This is a genomic window from Kocuria sp. (genome assembly GCF_030530945.1).
In the GTDB taxonomy this organism is placed as follows: Bacteria; Actinomycetota; Actinomycetes; order Actinomycetales; family Micrococcaceae; genus Kocuria.
Genome location: NZ_JAUMTZ010000010.1, coordinates 73,660 through 91,937, shown reverse-complemented (window position 1 = coordinate 91,937; position 18,278 = coordinate 73,660). Strand labels below are relative to the sequence as shown.

At 71.5% G+C, this 18,278-nt stretch carries 10 protein-coding genes and 1 tRNA gene; 10 read left to right on the top strand and 1 reads right to left on the bottom strand.

Going from position 1 to position 18,278, the window contains the following annotated elements; translation table 11 throughout:
* The first annotated feature begins 190 nt into the window (after positions 1-190).
* From Q4A22_RS09515 to pyk, 7 genes are all read left to right on the top strand, one after another.
* Positions 191-436: an HGxxPAAW family protein gene (locus Q4A22_RS09515; RefSeq protein ID WP_303178927.1), complete on the top strand. Its 246-nt coding sequence runs from the start codon at positions 191-193 to the stop codon at positions 434-436.
* Positions 437-472: 36 nt separating this feature from the next.
* Positions 473-2,731, top strand: coding sequence for a bifunctional phosphoribosylanthranilate isomerase/tryptophan synthase subunit beta (locus tag Q4A22_RS09510; protein ID WP_368410628.1), 2,259 nt, complete (start codon positions 473-475; stop codon positions 2,729-2,731).
* Positions 2,732-2,775: 44 nt separating this feature from the next.
* A complete protein-coding gene (trpA, locus tag Q4A22_RS09505; protein ID WP_303178937.1) occupies positions 2,776-3,582 on the top strand; it encodes a tryptophan synthase subunit alpha in 807 nt (268 codons plus the stop codon).
* Positions 3,582-4,421, top strand: coding sequence for a prolipoprotein diacylglyceryl transferase (gene lgt, locus Q4A22_RS09500; RefSeq protein ID WP_303178923.1), 840 nt, complete (start codon positions 3,582-3,584; stop codon positions 4,419-4,421). The genes trpA and lgt overlap by 1 nt, the downstream gene beginning before the upstream one ends.
* A 261-nt stretch (positions 4,422-4,682) precedes the next feature.
* Positions 4,683-9,383, top strand: a complete 4,701-nt coding sequence (gene gltB / locus Q4A22_RS09495) for a glutamate synthase large subunit (protein WP_303178921.1) — start codon at positions 4,683-4,685, stop codon at positions 9,381-9,383.
* On the top strand, positions 9,376-10,842 hold the full coding sequence (locus Q4A22_RS09490; RefSeq protein ID WP_303178919.1) for a glutamate synthase subunit beta: 1,467 nt from the start codon (positions 9,376-9,378) through the stop codon (positions 10,840-10,842). The genes gltB and Q4A22_RS09490 overlap by 8 nt, the downstream gene beginning before the upstream one ends.
* 248 nt (positions 10,843-11,090) lie before the next feature.
* Entirely contained in the window at positions 11,091-12,539 is a 1,449-nt protein-coding gene (gene pyk / locus Q4A22_RS09485) for a pyruvate kinase (protein WP_303178917.1), read from the top strand.
* Positions 12,540-12,842: 303 nt separating this feature from the next.
* On the opposite strand, the gene Q4A22_RS09480 is transcribed toward pyk, so the two are convergent.
* A tRNA-Leu gene (locus Q4A22_RS09480) sits at positions 12,843-12,924 on the bottom strand.
* Positions 12,925-13,260: 336 nt separating this feature from the next.
* On the opposite strand from Q4A22_RS09480, the gene Q4A22_RS09475 reads away from it, so the two are divergent.
* The 3 genes from Q4A22_RS09475 to Q4A22_RS09465 are packed head-to-tail and all read left to right on the top strand — an operon-like array spanning position 13,261 to position 18,188.
* Complete coding sequence (locus Q4A22_RS09475; protein ID WP_303178935.1) at positions 13,261-13,818, top strand: ANTAR domain-containing response regulator; 558 nt, start codon at positions 13,261-13,263, stop codon at positions 13,816-13,818.
* A 45-nt stretch (positions 13,819-13,863) separates the two neighbouring features.
* Positions 13,864-16,740 carry a DNA polymerase I gene (polA, locus tag Q4A22_RS09470; protein ID WP_303178915.1) on the top strand — a complete coding sequence of 959 codons (2,877 nt, stop codon included), beginning with the start codon at positions 13,864-13,866 and terminating at the stop codon, positions 16,738-16,740.
* Between the two features lie 50 nt (positions 16,741-16,790).
* Positions 16,791-18,188 carry a GNAT family N-acetyltransferase gene (locus tag Q4A22_RS09465; protein WP_303178914.1) on the top strand — a complete coding sequence of 466 codons (1,398 nt, stop codon included), beginning with the start codon at positions 16,791-16,793 and terminating at the stop codon, positions 18,186-18,188.
* Positions 18,189-18,278 lie beyond the last annotated feature (90 nt).

The window sequence follows — 18,278 nt, the reverse complement described above, 5'->3', positions numbered from 1 at the left end:
GGGACGCGCTCACCCGCGGCGAGGACCCCACCCGGAACCGATGAGACGCGCGGGGCGGAACGTGGACACGGAACCGCGGCGCGCCCCGGTAGTGGCACAATGGGTCCGGAGAAGACCCGGGACCCGCCGCGCACGCGGGAACCGCACAGCACGAGCCGCCGGCGCGACCGGCACGGGAGAGTGGACACGCATGTCGAACACCGATCAGATCGTCCTGGACCACACCGCAGCGGTGGGCCACGGCAACACCGTGGCCGCCTGGGCCTGCGTGGCCGTGATGACCGTGGGCGTCATCGTGGGCTGCGTCGGCTTCCTCAACGCCTCCGTGCCCGTCACCGTGGTGGGCATCGGCTTCATCGTGGTGGGCATGATCGTGGGCGCCGTGCTCAAGGCCATGGGCTACGGCAAGGGCGGGTCCAAGACCGCCGCCCACTGACCCGCGGCCCGCGGCGCGGGCCCACGGCAGACCACGATGACCAGTTCCTCCCTCCGAGGGGCTGGTCATCAGCATCAGTGTGGCGGGCGCCCCGGCCCGGCACGAGTGAACGGACGAGGGATTCGCATGACGCAGCAGGACACCGGCACCGTGCTGGAGCAGATCATCGAGGGGGTGCGGGAGGACCTCGAGGAGCGCAGGGCCCGGGTGGGCCTGCCGCAGCTGCAGCGCGCCGCCGCCGCGCAGGGCCCGGCGCTGGACGCCGAGGCCGCGCTGCGGGGCTCGGACCCCACCTCGGTGCAGGTCATCGCGGAGGTCAAGCGCTCCAGTCCCTCCAAGGGCGCCCTCGCGCAGATCACCGACCCCGCGGCCCTGGCCGCGTCCTACGAGCGCGGTGGCGCCTCGGCCATCTCCGTGCTCACGGAGCGGCGCCGCTTCGGGGGCTCGCTCGAGGACCTCGACGCCGTGCGCGGTGCGGTGGGGATCCCCGTGCTGCGCAAGGACTTCGTGGTGGACGAGTACCAGGTGTGGGAGGCCCGGGCGCACGGCGCGGACCTCGTGCTGCTCATCGTGGCGGCGCTCGACGACGCCCAGCTCGCCCACCTGCTCCAGCTCACCCACCACCTGGGCATGCACGCCCTCGTGGAGACCCACACCGAGGCGGAGATCGACCGCGCGGTGGCGGCGGGTGCCCGCATCATCGGCGTGAACACGCGCAACCTGAAGACACTGGACGTGGACGTCCACACCTTCGGGCGCCTGGCACCGCGGCTTCCCCGGGAGGCCGTGCTCGTGGCCGAGTCCGGGGTGGCCGGGGAGGACCAGATCCGCCTGTACGCGGGCCACGGCGCGAACGCGGTGCTGGCCGGGGAGGCCCTGGTGACCGCCGAGGACCCCTCCCAGCGCATCTCCCGGTTCCGCGAGGTCGGGGCCCTGGCGCGCGGGGAGTTCCTCGCCGGCGCCACCCCGCCGGCCGCGCAGGCCGAGTACGCCGCGCAGCAGGCGGCGGACGGCGGGGAGCCGGCCGTCGGGGACGAGTCCCTGCGCCACGCCCCGGGCCCGTACTTCGGGGACTTCGGGGGCCGCTGGATGCCCGAGTCCCTCGTGGCGGCCCTGGACGAGCTCACCGAGACCTTCGAGAAGGCCCGGACGGACGAGCAGTTCCTGGAAGAGTTCAAGACGCTCTCCCGGGAGTACTCCGGGCGTCCCTCGTTGCTCACCGAGACCGGGCGCTTCGGTGCCGAGCTGGGAGTGCGGATCTTCCTCAAGCGCGAGGACCTCAACCACACGGGTTCCCACAAGATCAACAACGTGCTGGGCCAGGCGCTGCTCGCACGGCGGATGGGCAAGACCCGCCTGATCGCCGAGACGGGCGCGGGCCAGCACGGCGTGGCCACGGCCACCGCGGCCGCGCTGTTCGGCATGGAGTGCTGCATCTACATGGGCGAGGAGGACACGAGGCGGCAGGCGCTGAACGTGGCGCGCATGCAGTTGCTGGGTGCGGAGGTGGTGGCCGTGAAGAACGGCTCCCGCACCCTCAAGGACGCCATCAACGAGGCCCTGCGGGACTGGGTGGCGTCCGTGGACACCACCCACTACCTGCTGGGCACCGCCGCCGGACCGCACCCGTTCCCGGCGATGGTCCGCTACTTCCACGAGCAGATCGGTGAGGAGGCCCGCGCGCAGATCCTAGAGCAGACCGGCAGGCTGCCGGATGCCGTGACCGCGTGCGTGGGCGGCGGCTCCAACGCCATCGGCATCTTCCACGGCTTCCTGGACGACGCCTCCGTGGAGCTCTACGGCAACGAGGCCGGGGGCGACGGCGTGTCCACCGGCCGCCACGCGGCCACCATCTCCCTGGGGCGCCCGGGCGTGCTCCACGGCGCGAAGACGTTCCTCATGCAGGACACGGACGGGCAGACGGTGGAGTCCCACTCCATCTCCGCGGGTCTGGACTACCCGGCGGTGGGTCCCGAGCACTCCTACCTGCACTCCATCGGCCGCGTGAAGTACGAGGCGGTCACGGACGAGCAGGCCATGGACGCGTTCCGCCTGCTGTGCCGCACCGAGGGGATCATCCCCGCCATCGAGTCCGCCCACGCCCTGGCCGGTGCCCGCGAGGTCGCCTCCCGGTGGGTCGAGGAGCTCGGGCCGGAGGCCGCGGCGGAGAAGATCATCGTGGTGTCCCTGTCCGGGCGCGGCGACAAGGACGTGGCCACCGCCGCGGAGTGGTTCGACATGCTGCCGGACGACAGCCACGAGGAGCGCATGGCGCAGAAGGGCGAGAAACTGTGAGCACCACCGGAGCACAGCACACCGGCGGAAGCCTGACCGAGCGGATCGTCCCCCGGGACCTCTCCCGTTCCGAGGACTCCGCCCTGTCCCGCCGTATCGAGCAGTGCCGCGCGGAGGGGCGCCCCGCACTCGTGGGCTACCTGCCCGCGGGCTACCCCACGGTCGAGGACTCCGTGGCCGCCGCCGTGGCCCTGGGCCGCAACGGCGCGGACGTCATCGAGATCGGCATCCCGTACTCGGACCCCGTGATGGATGGGCCCGTGATCCAGGCCGCGACCGCCGAGGCGCTGGCCCGCGGCTTCCGGGTGGCGGACGTGTTCACCGTGGTGCGCGCGGTCGCGGAGCAGACGGACGCCGTCCCCGTGGTCATGACGTACTGGAACCCGGTGCTGCAGGCCGGGGTGGACGAGTTCGCCCGCAGCCTGGCCGAGGCCGGGGGAGCGGGGATCATCACCCCGGACCTCATCCCGGACGAGGCCGGTGAGTGGTTCGCCGCCTCCGAGCGCCACGGCCTGGACCGGATCTTCCTGGTGGCCCCGTCCAGCACCAGGGAGCGCATGGACATGACCGTGAACGCGTCCTCCGGGTTCGTGTACGCGGTCTCCGTCATGGGCGTCACCGGTGCCCGCGACCGGGTCTCCTCCCTGGCCGAGGACGTCGTGGCCCGCGCCCGGGCCGCCGGTGCCCCGCGCGTGTGCGTGGGTCTGGGCGTCTCCACCCGCGAGCACGTCCTGGAGATCGGCGAGTACGCGGACGGCGTGATCGTGGGCACCGCCCTGGTGTGCGCCCTCGGCGAGGGCGGCCCGGAGGCCGTCGGCCGCCTCGCGGCGCAGCTCGCGGGGCGCGCCTGATGCCGCTGGCGCTGCCCGCGGCCATCCCGTCCCCGCAGGTCAGCAGCATCCACCTGGGGTTCCTCACCATCCACTTCTACGCGCTGTGCATCCTCGCCGGGATGGGCCTGGGCATCTGGCTCACCGCACGGCGCTGGAGGCGGCGCGGGCAGGACCCCGACGTGCTGTGGGACATCGTCTTCTGGGCGGTGGTCTCCGGCATCGTGGGCGCGCGGCTGTACCACGTGCTCATCACGGACCCGCGGGCGTACTTCGGTCCGGGTGCCGACCCCTGGGCGGTGCTGCGGATCTGGGAGGGCGGCATCGGGATCATGGGCGCGGTGCTGTTCGGCGCCGGCGCCGCGTGGCTCGTGTCCCGCAGGAACGGGTTGCCGCTGTCGGTGTTCGCGGACGCGGTGGCCCCCGGGCTCCTGCTGGCCCAGGCCGTGGGGCGGTGGGGGAACTGGTTCAACCAGGAGCTGTTCGGGCGCCCCACCACCCTGCCGTGGGGGCTGGAGATCTCACCGGCCTCCCCGAACTTCCCAGCGGGTCTGCCCGCGGACGCCCTGTTCCACCCCACGTTCCTCTACGAGTGCCTGTGGAACCTGCTGGGCGTGGTGCTCCTGCTGCTGCTGGACCGCCACCGGCGGCTGGCCCCCGGGCGGCTGTTCACCGTGTACATGATGTACTACGGGTTCGGGAGGCTCATGATCGAGCTGTTCCTGCGCGCCGACACCGCGCAGCTGGTGTGGGGGGTGCGCGTGCACGTGTGGACCGCCCTGCTGATCGTCCTCGCGGGCGCCGTGCTCTTCGCGCTGCGCGGTCGTCACGCCCGCGGGAATCCGGGCGCGCCCGCGTGACCCGGTGTGACCGCAGGGAGGGCGGGCGAACGGGTGTGATCCGCTGCACGTGATAAATTGCTGAACGCACCGTGCTGGAGCCGCTCACCCTCCTGGCTCCGCCGGTCCGATCCGCGGCCCGTTACAGGCCGCACCCATTCCGCAACGGGGCGGACACACGCGTCACACGGATCCCACGACGCCCGCCGCGCACCCCACCGAGTGCTCCCGGGTCTCGTCGACGCACCAGACCTGGCCACCCCTTGGTGAGGAGCTCTTTCCATGAGCCAGCAACAATCCCGGACACCCAACTCCCACCCTGCCGAGCCCGGCGGACCGGGCGCGGCGCCGTCGCGCGGGGACGAGGCCGCGGCGTCGCCGTTCGAGCAGTTCTCCGCGGTTCCCGAGGAGCAGGGCCTGTACCACCCCGAGGACGAGAAGGACGCCTGCGGCCTGGCCGTCGTGGCCACCCTGGACGGCGTGGCCAGCCACGACATCGTGGACGCGGCGCTCACCGCCCTGCGCAACCTCGAGCACCGCGGTGCGGTGGGCGGTGACGAGGGCACCGGCGACGGCGCCGGCATCCTCACGCAGATCCCGGACCGCTTCCTGCGGGAGACCGTGGACTTCCACCTCCCGCCACAGGGCGCGTACGTGGTGGGCACCGCCTTCATGCCCACGGGCGCCCGGCACCTGGAGGACCTCAAGCGCGCCCTCGAGGACCTCGCCCGCATGGAGCAGCTCACGGTCCTGGGCTGGCGCGAGGTCCCAGTGGTCGACGACGCCGTGGGGGCGTCCGCGCGCGCGGTCATGCCCACCTTCGTGCAGTTCTTCGTGTCGGACAGCGGCCACAACGAGCGGGCGGCGTCCCTGTTCGCGCGCGACGCGACGTCCTACGACCCCGTGGCCGCCCAGCTGGAGCTGGACCAGAAGGCGTTCCGCGTGCGCAAGCGGGCGCAGAACAAGTTCGGGGTGTACTTCCCCTCGTTCTCCTCCCGCACGATCGTGTACAAGGGCATGCTGACCACCGCCCAGCTCGAGCCGTTCTACCCGGACCTGTCCGACCCGCGCTTCGAGACGAAGCTCGCGGTGGTGCACTCCCGGTTCTCCACCAACACGTTCCCCTCGTGGCCGCTCGCGCAGCCCATGCGCACGCTCGCCCACAACGGGGAGATCAACACGGTGGTGGGCAACCGCAACTGGATGCGCGCCCGGCAGTCGTCCATGTCCGGGGCGGTGCTGGGACGCCAGCCGGAGGACCTGTTCCCCATCTGCTCGGAGGGCGCCTCCGACTCGCAGTCCCTGGACGAGGTCGCGGAGCTGCTGCAGCTGGCCGGCCGGCCCGTCACCGAGACCATGCTCATGCTCATCCCGGAGGCCTGGGAGAACCACGAGAGCATGGACCCTCGGCTGAAGGCGTTCTACCAGTACCACGCGACCCTCATGGAGCCGTGGGACGGGCCCGCGTGCGTGTCCTTCACGGACGGCGTGCGCGTGGGCTCGGTGCTGGACCGCAACGGGCTGCGCCCCGGCCGGTTCTGGCAGACCGACGACGGCCTCGTGATCTTCGCGTCCGAGGTGGGAGTGGTGGACGTGGGGGAGCGCACCGTGGTGCGCAAGGGCCGCGTGGCCCCGGGGACCATGTTCCTCGTGGACACCGAGGCGGGCCGGATCGTGCCCGACTCCGAGATCAAGGCCGAGCTCGCCGCAGCGAAGCCCTGGCAGGACTGGGTCCGGGACTCCGTGCGCCCGATCAGCGAGCTGCCCGAGCGTGAGCACATGACCCACCCGCCGCAGTCCATCCGGCTGCGGCAGAAGACCTTCGGGTACACCGAGGAAGAGCTGAAGATGATCATCGGCCCCATGGCGGCGGCCGGTGCGGAACCCATCTACGCCATGGGCACGGACACTCCCGTGGCCGTGCTCTCCAACCGCTCGCGGCTGCTGTTCGACTACTTCGTGCAGTCCTTCGCCCAGGTGACCAACCCGCCGCTGGACGCCATCCGCGAGGAGCTCGTCACCTCCATGGCCGGGGGCGTGGGTCCCATGGGCAACATCCTCTCCACCCGCCAGACCCGCACCCGTCAGATCCAGCTGGACTTCCCGGTGATCGACAACGACCAGCTGGACCAGTTCCTGCACCTGGACGACGACGACGGCGCCCCGCTGAGTCTGCGCGTGCGCGGGCTCTACCGCCCGGTGGACGGGGCGCAGTCCCTGAGGACCCGGATCGCGGAGATCTGCGAGAAGGTCTCGGCGGCCGTGAACCGGGGGGTGCAGTTCGTCATCATCTCGGACCGCGACTCCAACGGGGCGTGGGCGCCCATTCCGTCGCTGCTGCTGACCTCCGCCGTGCACCACCACCTGCTGCGCTCCGCCACGCGCACCAGGGTGGCGCTGATCGTGGAGTCCGGGGACGTGCGCGAGGTCCACCACGTGGCCCTGCTGCTGGGCTACGGTGCCTCGGCCGTGAACCCCTACCTGGCCATGGAGTCCGCGGAGGAGCTGGTGCGCCGCGGGGACCTGAGCGGTCTCAGCGAGGAGCAGGCCGTGGCGAACCTCCTCAAGGCGCTCGGCAAGGGTGTGCAGAAGATCATGTCCAAGATGGGCATCTCCACGGTGCAGTCCTACTGCGGCGCCCAGACCTTCGAGGCGCTCGGGCTGTCCAGCGAGCTCGTGGCGGACTACTTCGCGGGCACCCGCACCCAGATCGAGGGCGTGGGACTGGACGTGATCGCCGCCGAGACGCAGGCCCGCCACCGGCTCGCGTACCCCGAGGACGGGGTGACCGAGCCCCACCGTGACCTCGCGACCGGCGGGGAGTACGACTGGCGCCGCGAGGGACCCCGCCACCTCTTCGACCCGCACACGGTGTTCCGGCTGCAGCACGCCACCCGCACCGGCCGCTACGACATCTTCAAGTCCTACACCTCGCGGGTGGACGACCAGGCGAAGGAGATCGCGTCCCTGCGCGGGCTCATGAGCTTCCGCTCCACCCGGGATCCGGTGGACATCGCGGAGGTCGAGCCGGTCAGCGAGATCGTCAAGCGTTTCTCCACCGGCGCCATGAGCTACGGCTCCATCTCCATGGAGGCCCACGAGACGCTGGCGATCGCCATGAACCGGCTGGGCGGGAAGTCCAACACGGGCGAGGGCGGGGAGGACGTGGAGCGCCTCGTGGACCCCGAGCGCCGCTCCGCCATCAAGCAGGTGGCCTCGGGCCGCTTCGGCGTGACCAGCCTGTACCTGGCCTCGGCGGACGACCTGCAGATCAAGATGGCCCAGGGTGCCAAGCCCGGCGAGGGCGGTCAGCTCATGGCGCGGAAGGTCTACCCGTGGATCGCCCGCACCCGGCACTCGACCCCCGGGGTCTCGCTGATCTCCCCGCCGCCGCACCACGACATCTACTCCATCGAGGACCTCGCGCAGCTGATCTACGACCTCAAGCGCTCCAACCCCAGGGCACGGGTGCACGTGAAGCTCGTCTCGGAGCGGGGGATCGGCACCGTGGCGGCGGGCGTGACCAAGGCCAAGGCCGACGTCGTGCTGGTCTCCGGCCACGACGGCGGCACGGGCGCGGCTCCCCTGAACTCGCTCAAGCACGCGGGCATGCCGTGGGAGCTGGGGCTCGCGGAGACGCAGCAGACGCTGCGGCTGAACGGGCTGCGGGAGCGCGTGGTGGTGCAGGCGGACGGCCAGCTCAAGACCGGCCGGGACGTCGTCGTCGCCGCGCTGCTGGGCGCGGAGGAGTTCGGCTTCGCCACGGCTCCGCTCGTGGTGGAGGGCTGCATCATGATGCGCAAGTGCCACCTGGACACCTGCCCGGTGGGGGTGGCCACCCAGAACCCGGAGCTGCGCAGCCGCTTCACGGGCAAGGCCGAGCACGTGGTGAACTTCTTCGAGTTCATCGCCCAGGAGGTGCGGGAGTACCTCGCCGAGCTGGGCTTCCGCAGCGTTGAGGAGGCCGTGGGCCACGCCGAGGTGCTGCACACCCGGGACGCGGTGGAGCACTGGAAGGCCAAGGGCCTGGACCTGAGCCCCGTGCTGGAGTCCTTCCGCGCGGAGGGTGTGACGGACGGGCTGCGCAACACCACCACCCAGGACCACGAGCTGGAGAAGCACTTCGACAACAGGCTCATCCCCCTCGCGGGGCCGGCGATCGAGCGCGGCGAGCCGGTGCGGGTCCAGGAGCGGGTGGTCAACACGGACCGCGCCGTGGGCACCATGCTGGGCTACACCGTGACGAACGCGCTCGGCACGCGCGAGCTGCCGGACGACACGATCGACGTGACCCTCACCGGTGAGGCCGGGCAGTCCCTCGGGGCGTTCATCCCTCGGGGAATCACCCTGCGGCTCGAGGGTGACGCCAACGACTACACCGGCAAGGGACTGTCCGGGGGCAGGATCGTGGTGCGACCCCCGCGAGGGGCCGGTTTCGAGGCGCACGAGAACGTGATTGCCGGGAACGTGATCGGCTACGGCGCCACGAGCGGCGAGATGTTCTTCAACGGGGTGGTGGGCGAACGCTTCCTGGTCCGCAACTCCGGGGCCACCGCGGTGGTCGAGGGCATCGGCGACCACGGCTGCGAGTACATGACCGGCGGCGTGGCCGTGGTGCTGGGCGAGACCGGGCGCAACTTCGGTGCCGGCATGTCCGGCGGGGTGGCCTACGTGCTGGACCTCGACGAAGCACACGTGAACCGCCAGGCCCGCGAGGGCGGGGACCTGCAGCTGTCCCACGTGGACGTACAGGACCGTGAGCTGCTGCTCGAGCTGCTCAAGCGCCACCGCGAGGAGACCGGTTCCGCCTTCGCCGCCGATCTGCTCGCGGACCCGGAGCAGAGCATGACACGTTTCACCAAGGTGCTGCCGCGGGACTACTCCGCGGTGCTCGCACTGCGCAACGAGGCGGAGACCTCGGGGCAGGACCCCGACGGCGACGCCACCTGGCACAAGATTCTGGAGGTGACCAGCCGTGGCTGATCCCCGTGGTTTCCTGACGGTCCGCGAGCGTGCGGACCGTCCCAAGCGGCCCGTTCCGCTGCGCCTGATGGACTGGAAGGAGGTGCAGCAGCGCCAGGAGGCCGGCGTGCTGCACGAGCAGGCCGGGCGGTGCATGGACTGCGGCGTGCCGTTCTGCCACCAGGGCTGCCCGCTGGGCAACCTCATCCCCGAGTGGAACGACCTCGTGTGGCGGGACCGCTGGGACGAGGCCTCCGAGCGCATGCACGCCACCAACAACTTCCCGGAGTTCACCGGGCGCGTGTGCCCCGCGCCGTGCGAGTCCTCGTGCGTGCTGGGCATCAACCAGCCGCCCGTGACCATCAAGCAGGTGGAGTACGCGATCGGCGAGAAGGCCTTCGAGGACAACCTGGTCAAGCCGTACGTGCCGCAGCGTCTCGTGGGCAAGACCGTGGCCGTGGTGGGCTCCGGGCCGGCGGGCCTCGCCGCGGCCCAGCAGCTCACGCAGGCGGGGTTCACGGTGGCGGTGTACGAGCGCGACAACCGCATCGGCGGCCTGCTGCGCTACGGCATCCCGGACTTCAAGCTGGAGAAGTCCGTGCTGGAGCGGCGCCTGGACGTCATGCGCCAGGAGGGCACCAAGTTCCGTCCGGGCGTGGAGATCGGACGGGACATCACGTGGGACGTGCTGCGGCGGCGCTACGACGCCGTGGTCGTGGCCACCGGTGCCACCCGCCCCCGGGACCTGCCCATCCCCGGCCGCGAGCTGGACGGGGTGCACTACGCCATGGACTACCTGGTGCGCTCCAACCGCGCGGTCGCGGGGGAGGAGGTCCCCGATCCCATCGACGCCCGTGGCAAGAACGTGATCGTGCTGGGCGGCGGCGACACCGGCTCGGACTGCATCGGCACGGCCCTGCGGCAGGGGGCGGCGTCGGTGACCTCGCTGGCCATCGGGCGCAAGCCGCCGCTGGACCGTTCGGACGCCGAGCCCTGGCCCATGATGCCGCGGGTCTTCGAGGTCTCCACGTCCCACGAGGAGGGTGGTGAGCGCACGTACCTGGCGACCACCGTGGAGTTCGTGGGCACGGCGGACGGGCGGCTCACCGGGCTGCGCGTGGCCGAGACCGAGCACCGGGAGGACGGCACGCGGGTGCCGCGCCCGGGGACCGAGAAGGTGCTGCCCGCTGACCTGGTGTTCCTGGCGCTGGGCTTCACCGGCAACGAGTCCGGTGAGCTCACGGAGCAGCTGCCCGTGGCGCTGGACGCCCGGGACAACGTGGCGCGCGACGAGTCCTACATGACGGCGGTGGACGGCGTGTTCTCGTGCGGTGACGCGGGGCGCGGGCAGTCCCTGGTGGTGTGGGCCATCGCGGAGGGGCGCGCCTGCGCCGCGCACGTGGAGCGCCACCTCACGGGCCAGACCCGGCTGCCGGAGCCGGTGGCCCCTTCGGACCGGGCCATCGACCTCAGCCTCTAGCCCCCAGGGCCTCCACCCCTGCCCCGGCCACCAGCCCCGGGTGGGCAGGCCGTGACGGAGCGTCGACCGGCGGTGGTGTGAGCAAGGAGCCACCGCCGGTTCAGCCGGCTCATACCCATCCGGGGCCCGGATTGCTAGGGTGGGAGTGACATCGGCGGAGCGGCCGCGGCCATTCAGCATCGAGCTGGGCGGCCCGGCCGCTTCTTCCGTGTGCGACAACCATCCGTTCTCTGAAAGGGAGTCTCCACATGCGTCGAGCGAAGATCGTGGCCACCATCGGCCCCGCCATCTCGTCCTACGAGAACGTCACCAAGGCGATCCAGGCCGGTCTGAACGTGGCTCGTCTGAACATGAGCCACGGCGACCACGACGAACAGAACGCCTCGTACGAGAACCTGCGGCGGGCCAGCAAGGAGCTCAACGCCACCCTGGCCATCCTCGCCGACCTCCAGGGGCCCAAGATCCGTCTCGGCTCCTTCGAGAACGCTCCGTACAACCTGGAGGTGGGGGACACCTTCAAGATCACCACGGAGGACGTCCTGGGCAACCGGGAGATCTCCTCCACCACCCACAAGGGCCTGCCCGGTGACGTGAAGGTCGGCGACCCGCTGCTGATCGACGACGGCAAGGTGGCCCTGCGCGCCACCGACGTCACCGACACCACCGTGACCACCGAGGTCGTGGTGCCCGGTCCCGTCTCCGACCACAAGGGCATCAACCTGCCCGGCGTGGCCGTGAACGTGCCCGCCCTGAGCGACAAGGACGAGGCGGACCTGCGCTGGGCCCTGCGGCGCGGCGTAGACATCATCGCCCTGTCCTTCGTACGTGACGCCAAGGACATCACCCGCGTGCACGAGATCATGGACGAGGAGGGTCGCCGGATCCCGGTGATCGCCAAGATCGAGAAGCCGCAGGCTGTCGAGGCCCTCTCCGAGATCATCGACGCCTTCGACGGCATCATGGTCGCCCGCGGGGACCTGGGCGTGGAGCTGCCGCTGGAGCAGGTCCCGATCGTGCAGAAGCGCGCGATCGAGCTGGCCCGCCGGTGGGCCAAGCCCGTGATCGTGGCCACGCAGGTGCTCGAGTCCATGATCGACAACCCCCGCCCCACGAACGCCGTGCTCGACGGCGCGGACGCCGTGATGCTCTCCGGCGAGACCTCCGTGGGCAAGTACCCGATCAAGACCCTCGAGACCATGGCCCGGATCATCGAGGCCACCGAGACCGAGGGCATGGACCGGATGCCTCCGCTGGGAACCGAGCCCCGCACGCGCGGCGGTGCGGTGACCCGCGCGGCCGTGACGATCGCCCGGCAGCTGGACGTGGGCTACATCTGCACGTTCACCCAGTCCGGTGACACCGCGCGCCGGCTCTCCCGACTGCGCCCGGAGCGTCCCATCCTCGCGTTCACCCCGGAGGAGAGCGTCCAGGCGTGGCTGCAGCTGCTGTGGGGCGTGCAGCCCATCCGCGTGGACAGCGTGGAGCACACCGACGAGATGACCCGGCAGGTGGACCACTACCTGCTGGAGCACCACCTCGCGGACACCGAGGACATGGTCGTGATCTGCGCCGGCTCGCCCCCCGGCCACGCCGGCTCCACCAACCTGGTGAAGGTCCACCGCGTGGGCGACCTCCAGGACGCGGGGGAGGCTCCCGAGCCCGAGCAGCGCGAGGGCGTGCGTCCCTGGGGCATCTGACCCCTCGGCCGGACGGGACCGGGCGCGAGCCGTTCACGGCTCGAACGCCGCTGGCACGGTGAGCGCTCGGGCCTGAGCGGACCACGGCGCACGGTGCGGATCGCAGGATCGCGCACCGTGCGCCGTCGTCGTCTCCGAGCCCAGTGGCGGACGGACATCGTGGTGGTCGGGTCCCGTGACCGCCGTTCGCGCTCTGGGACGCCCCCCGTGGCGGGAAGGGCGGCAAAGCCGGGGGAGTGCGCCCACGAAAAACGGCCCCGCGTCAACGGGGCCGTTCCTGCACTGCTACGAGGCGTTTCGCGGTGCCCAAGGTGGGACTCGAACCCACACATGTCTCCATACTGCATTTTGAGTGCAGCGCGTCTGCCAATTCCGCCACTTGGGCATTCCGTGCCGGCGGTGGGGGTCCGGGGACCCTGCCGGCAGCGGGTAACAGCATACATGAGCCCCCGTCCGCCACCCCGGCGGTGCGCCCCCGTGGGCGCCGTCGGGTCCGGTGGAGGGGACTAGGCTGGGAGAAGGTGTCCCCACTGGTCGCGGTGCTGCGCCGCGTTCCGCGCGGCGCGCGCGTCGCCACGGTGGTTGGACGCGGCGTCGTACAGCAGCGAGCAGGCCCGAGCACCCAGGAGCGACCGTGACGGATTCACCCCAGACCCCCGAGACCGCCGGGACCCAGCCGTCCCCCGAGCAGGCTCCGGCCACGGGTGCGGAGCCGCGCACCGTGGTGGTCGCCGAGGACGAGGCCCTGATCCGCATGGACATCGTGGAGATGCTCCAGGAGGCCGGCTACCGGGTGCTCGCCGAGGCGGAGAACGGTGAGCGCGCCGTCGCCCTGGCCACGGAGCACCGCCCGGACCTGGTGCTCATGGACGTGAAGATGCCCGTGATGGACGGGATCACCGCCGCCGAGCAGATCGCCGCGGAGCGCATCGCCCCCGTTGTCCTGCTCACGGCCTTCAGCCAGCGCGAGCTCGTGGAGCGGGCCCGTGAAGCCGGCGCCATGGCCTACGTGGTCAAGCCGTTCACGGTGGAGGACGTGGTGCCGGCCATCGAGATCGCGGTCTCACGGTTCGAGGAGATCAGCGCGCTGGAGAACGAGGTGGCGGACATGAAGGAGCAGTTCGCCACCCGCAAGCTCGTGGAGCGGGCCAAGTCCCTGCTGCAGACCAAGATGGGCCTCTCCGAGCCCGAGGCGTTCCGCTGGATCCAGAAGACCTCCATGGACCGCAGGCTCTCCATGCGCGAGGTCGCGGAGGCGATCATCAGCCAGGTGGCCTGAGCCGGGCCCGGGGTGGCTGTCCGAGGGTGGCCCTAGGATGGTTCCGTGACTGAGACGAGCAAGCAGGCCCACCCGGACACCCCCGAGACCCGCACGGTGACGATCGGCGAGAAGACCGACTCCCCGCGCCAGGTGCCCCTGCCGGAGCCCGTGTCCCGGCCGGAGAAGCGGCTGCTGCTCATCGACGGCCACTCCCTGGCGTTCCGCGCCTTCTTCGCGCTCTCCCGAGCCGCCGAGTACGGCGGCGGCCCGGGCTTCGTCACGTCCGAGGGCGTGCACACCGAGGGTGTCTACGGCTTCGTGAACACCATGGTCAAGCTCGTGCGCGAGGAGCGGCCCACCCACCTGGTGGTCTCCTTCGACCTCGAGGGGCCCACCCTGCGCTCCCAGGAGTACGGGGAGTACAAGGGCGGGCGGGACGAGACCCCGGAGGAGTTCCACGGGCAGGTCCCCAACATCCGGCGGATCCTGGACGCGCTGGGCGTGCCCGTGGTCACCCTGGAGGGCCACGAGGCGGACGACGTCCTGGCCACCCTCGCCACCACCGCCGCTGGTGAGGACTTCGAGGTGCTCGTCTTCTCCGGGGACCGCGACGCGTTCCAGATGATCACCGACCACGTCACGGTGGTCTACCCCGGGCGCACCCCCTCGGACCTGCGGCGCATGGACGCGGCCGCGGTCTTCGAGAAGTACAGGGTGGCCCCGCAGAACTACCCCGACCTCGCGGCCCTCACCGGCGAGACCGCCGACAACCTCCCCGGCGTCCCCGGTGTGGGCCCGGGCTTCGCCGCCAAGTGGATCACCGCGTACGGGCCCGTCGAGTCGCTGCTGGAGCACGCGGGGAAGATCACGGGCAAGAAGGGCGAGGCGCTGCGTGAGAACGCGGACCTCGTGCGCCGCAACCGGCGTCTCAACCGGCTCGTCACGGACCTGCCGCTGGAGCTCGACCTCGCGGACGCGGTTCTGCCCCGTGCGGATCCCGAGCGCGTCACGGAGGTCTTCGACGAGCTCGAGTTCGGCTCCCAGCTGCGCGGGCGCCTGCTGGAGGCCTTCGGCGGCCAGGGCACGGCGGACGACGTCGCCGTGGTCCCCGCGGTCACGGACGTCACCCGGGTGGGCTCCGCGGCGGAGTTCGCCGCGTGGCGGGACGCGCAGGAGGAGGGCGGCGCCGTGGTGGTGCGGCGGCTGTCCCCGGATCCCAAGGCTCCCTCGGGCGAGGAGGTCACCGCGCTCGTGCTCACGGGAGAGACCGCCGCCGCCGTGGACCTCGTGACCGCGGAGCCGGCCGTGGAGCAGGCGGTCGCGGCGTGGCTCGCGGATCCCGCGGCCCCCAAGATCGTGGACGGCCTCAAGGACCTCTACCACGGACTCATCCAGCGCGGCATCACACTGGCCGGGGTGGTGGACGACGTCCAGCTCTCGGGCTACCTGCTGCGCCCCGCCCTGCGCTCCTACGAGCTGGAGGCCCAGCTCGCCCAGCACCTTGAGGTGGAGGTCCCCGCCGTCGACACCGCGGCCGCAGAGGCGCACGGCCAGACGGAGCTGGACCTGGGGGAGGAGGCCGCCCTGGGCGGCGTCCCCGATGCCGTGCTGTGCCGGGAGGCCACACTGGGTGGGGCGTGCCGCACGCTCAGCGAGCACCTGCGGGCGCTGCTCGAGGCCGACCACCAGCTCTCGCTGCTGACCGAGCTGGAGATGCCCCTGGCGGTGATCCTGGCCCGCATGGAGGCGGCGGGCATCGCCATGGACCGTGCGGGGGTGGACCGGCTGTTCGAGGACCTGCAGCAGCCCATCGACCGGGCGTTCGAGCAGGCACAGGCGCAGATCGACCACGAGGTCAACCTGGGCTCGCCCAAGCAGCTGCAGGCCGTGATGTTCGACGAGCTGGGGCTGCCCAAGACCAAGAAGACCAAGACCGGCTACACCACGGACGCCGCGGCCGTCACCGACCTGATGGGACGGGTCTCCCCGGACACCGCGGGCTCGCGCTTCCTCGTGGCGCTGATGAACTGGCGGGAGTACTCCAAGCTCAAGCAGATCGTGGCCGGGCTGCGGGACGCGATCGCCGACGACGGCCGGGTGCACACCACCTACCAGCAGACCGTGGCGGCCACCGGCAGGCTCTCCTCCACGGGCCCCAACCTGCAGAACATCCCCGTGCGCACCGAGCAGGGCCAGCGCATCCGCGACGTGTTCGTGGTGGGGGAGGACGCCCAGGGCCCCTACGAGTGCCTCATGACCGCGGACTACTCCCAGATCGAGATGCGCATCATGGCGCACCTGTCCGGGGACGAGGGGCTGATCGAGGCGTTCCGCGGCGGCGAGGACCTGCACCGCTTCGTGGGCTCGCGCGTGTTCGACGTGGCTCCCGAGGACGTCACCGCGCAGATGCGCTCCAAGGTCAAGGCCATGAGCTACGGACTGGTCTACGGGCTGAGCTCCTACGGGCTGTCCCAGCAGCTGAACATCGGCGTGGACGAGGCCCGCACCATGATGAGCGGGTACTTCGAGCGCTTCGGCGGCGTGCGGGACTTCCTCCGGGGTGTCGTGGAGGAGGCGCGCTCCAAGGGCTACACCGAGACCATCGACGGCCGCCGCCGCTACCTCCCGGACCTCACCAGTGAGAACCGCCAGGCCCGTCAGGCGGCCGAGCGGATGGCCCTGAACGCCCCCATCCAGGGCTCCGCCGCGGACATCATCAAGAAGGCGATGATCGGCGTGGACCGTGCCCTGCGGGACGGGCAGCTGCGCTCCCGGGTGCTGCTGCAGGTCCACGACGAACTGATCGTGGAGGTGGCCCCCGGCGAGAGCGCGGCCGTGGAGGAGATCCTGCGCACGCAGATGGCGGGCGCCGCAGAGCTGACGGTGCCGCTGGACGTGAACGTGGGAACGGGGCGCACGTGGCACCAGGCCGCCCACTGACCAGACCCGGCGCACGAGCCGCGACAACACCCGGATCCACGAGGAGCACCATGACGAGCACGCCCCCGCACCACGACACCGACGAGAGCACCCACAGCGCGCGCGGCGGCAACTACCTGCTGCGCCGCTTCATGGTGGGTCCCGGCGGGCCCGAGGAGAACCCCGAGGCGGTGCAGTGGAACCGTGCCGTGGCCCAGGGCTTCCACGACGCGCAGCCCACGGAGGAGGCCACCGCGCGTGCCCTGGTCTCCATGCGGGAGGCCGGCACACGGCTGCGCGCGGTCTACACCGCGGACCCGGTGCCCCCGGCCGCGCTGGGCGCCGAACGGCCCGTGGCCACGTTCTGCTCGTGGGACTCCGAGCTGACCCTGGGCGAGGGGCGCAGTGTTCCCGCGTGGCTGATCTCGGAGGTCACAGTGCGCCCCACGCACGCCCGTCGCGGGCTGCTGCGGCGGCTGATGACCGAGGACCTCACCGAGGCGCACAGTGCGGGATTCCCCCTCGCGGCGCTGACGGCCTCCGAGGCCACCATCTACGGTCGCTTCGGGTTCGGCGCCGCCACCTTCAACGCCGAGGTCACGGTGGACGCCCACACCCGCCTGCAGCTGAAGGCCCCCACCGTGGGGTCCGTGGAGATGGCCGACAACGACGCCGTGGGTCGGCTCGCGCCGGAGATCTTCGCCCGCTTCCACCGCGTCACCGCGGGATCGCTCACGCGCACCGTCAAGTGGTGGGACCTTGTCTCCGGACACTGGAACTGGCACCGCGGCGAGCCGGAGCGCGACATCCGCACCGCCGTGCACTACGACGAGCAGGGGCGCCCGGACGGCTACGTCAGCTACAAGTTCGTCCCCACCCAGGGCTTCGAGGGCACCCTGGAGGTCGCGGACCTCGTGGCCCCGAGCCCGCAGGCGCGGATCGCCCTGTGGGAGTACCTGTGCAACCTGGACCTCGTCACGGAGGTGCGCTACAGGAGCGCCCCCATCGAGGACCCGTTGATGTGGGGCATGGTGGACATGTCCGCCTACACCGTGCAGCGGCGCTACGAGCGGGTGTGGCTGCGGGTCCTGGACCCGGTGGCCGCGCTCACCGCCCGGCACTACACCGCCCACCGCCGGATCACGCTGTCCGTCGTGGACTCCATGGGCTTCGCGGACGGGATCTACACCCTCGACACCACCGGCGAGCGGGTCGAGGTCCAGCGCGTGGGGGACCGGCCCCGCACCGACGACGACCGGGCCGGCAAGTCCCTGCCCGCGGTCGAGCTGCCCGACGGCGCGGACGTGGCGCTGAACGTGGACTCCCTCGGCTCGCTGTACCTCGGCGCGGTGAAGGCCTCCACGCTGCACGACGCCGGTCTGCTGCGGGTGCGGGACGAAGCCGCCCTCCGGGACGTCCAGGCGCTGATGACCACTCCCACGGACCCGTACTGCATCTCCCCGTTCTGAGCGCCCCGCGCTTGAACACGCCCCGGCCGGTCACTAGACTGGTCGGGTGCGTGTTTTCGCACGCCCACAAAGAAGTTCGACCTCCCGCCG

Bases quoted from the DNA above. Each gene is read 5' to 3' on its own strand.
- Q4A22_RS09510 (WP_368410628.1), top strand. From the start codon at position 473: ATGACCAGTTCCTCCCTCCGAGGGGCTGGTCATCAGCATCAGTGTGGC.
- lgt (WP_303178923.1), top strand. From the start codon at position 3,582: ATGCCGCTGGCGCTGCCCGCGGCCATCCCGTCCCCGCAGGTCAGCAGC.
- pyk (WP_303178917.1), top strand. From the start codon at position 11,091: ATGCGTCGAGCGAAGATCGTGGCCACCATCGGCCCCGCCATCTCGTCC.
- Q4A22_RS09515 (WP_303178927.1), top strand. From the start codon at position 191: ATGTCGAACACCGATCAGATCGTCCTGGACCACACCGCAGCGGTGGGC.
- gltB (WP_303178921.1), top strand. From the start codon at position 4,683: ATGAGCCAGCAACAATCCCGGACACCCAACTCCCACCCTGCCGAGCCC.
- Q4A22_RS09465 (WP_303178914.1), top strand. From the start codon at position 16,791: ATGACGAGCACGCCCCCGCACCACGACACCGACGAGAGCACCCACAGC.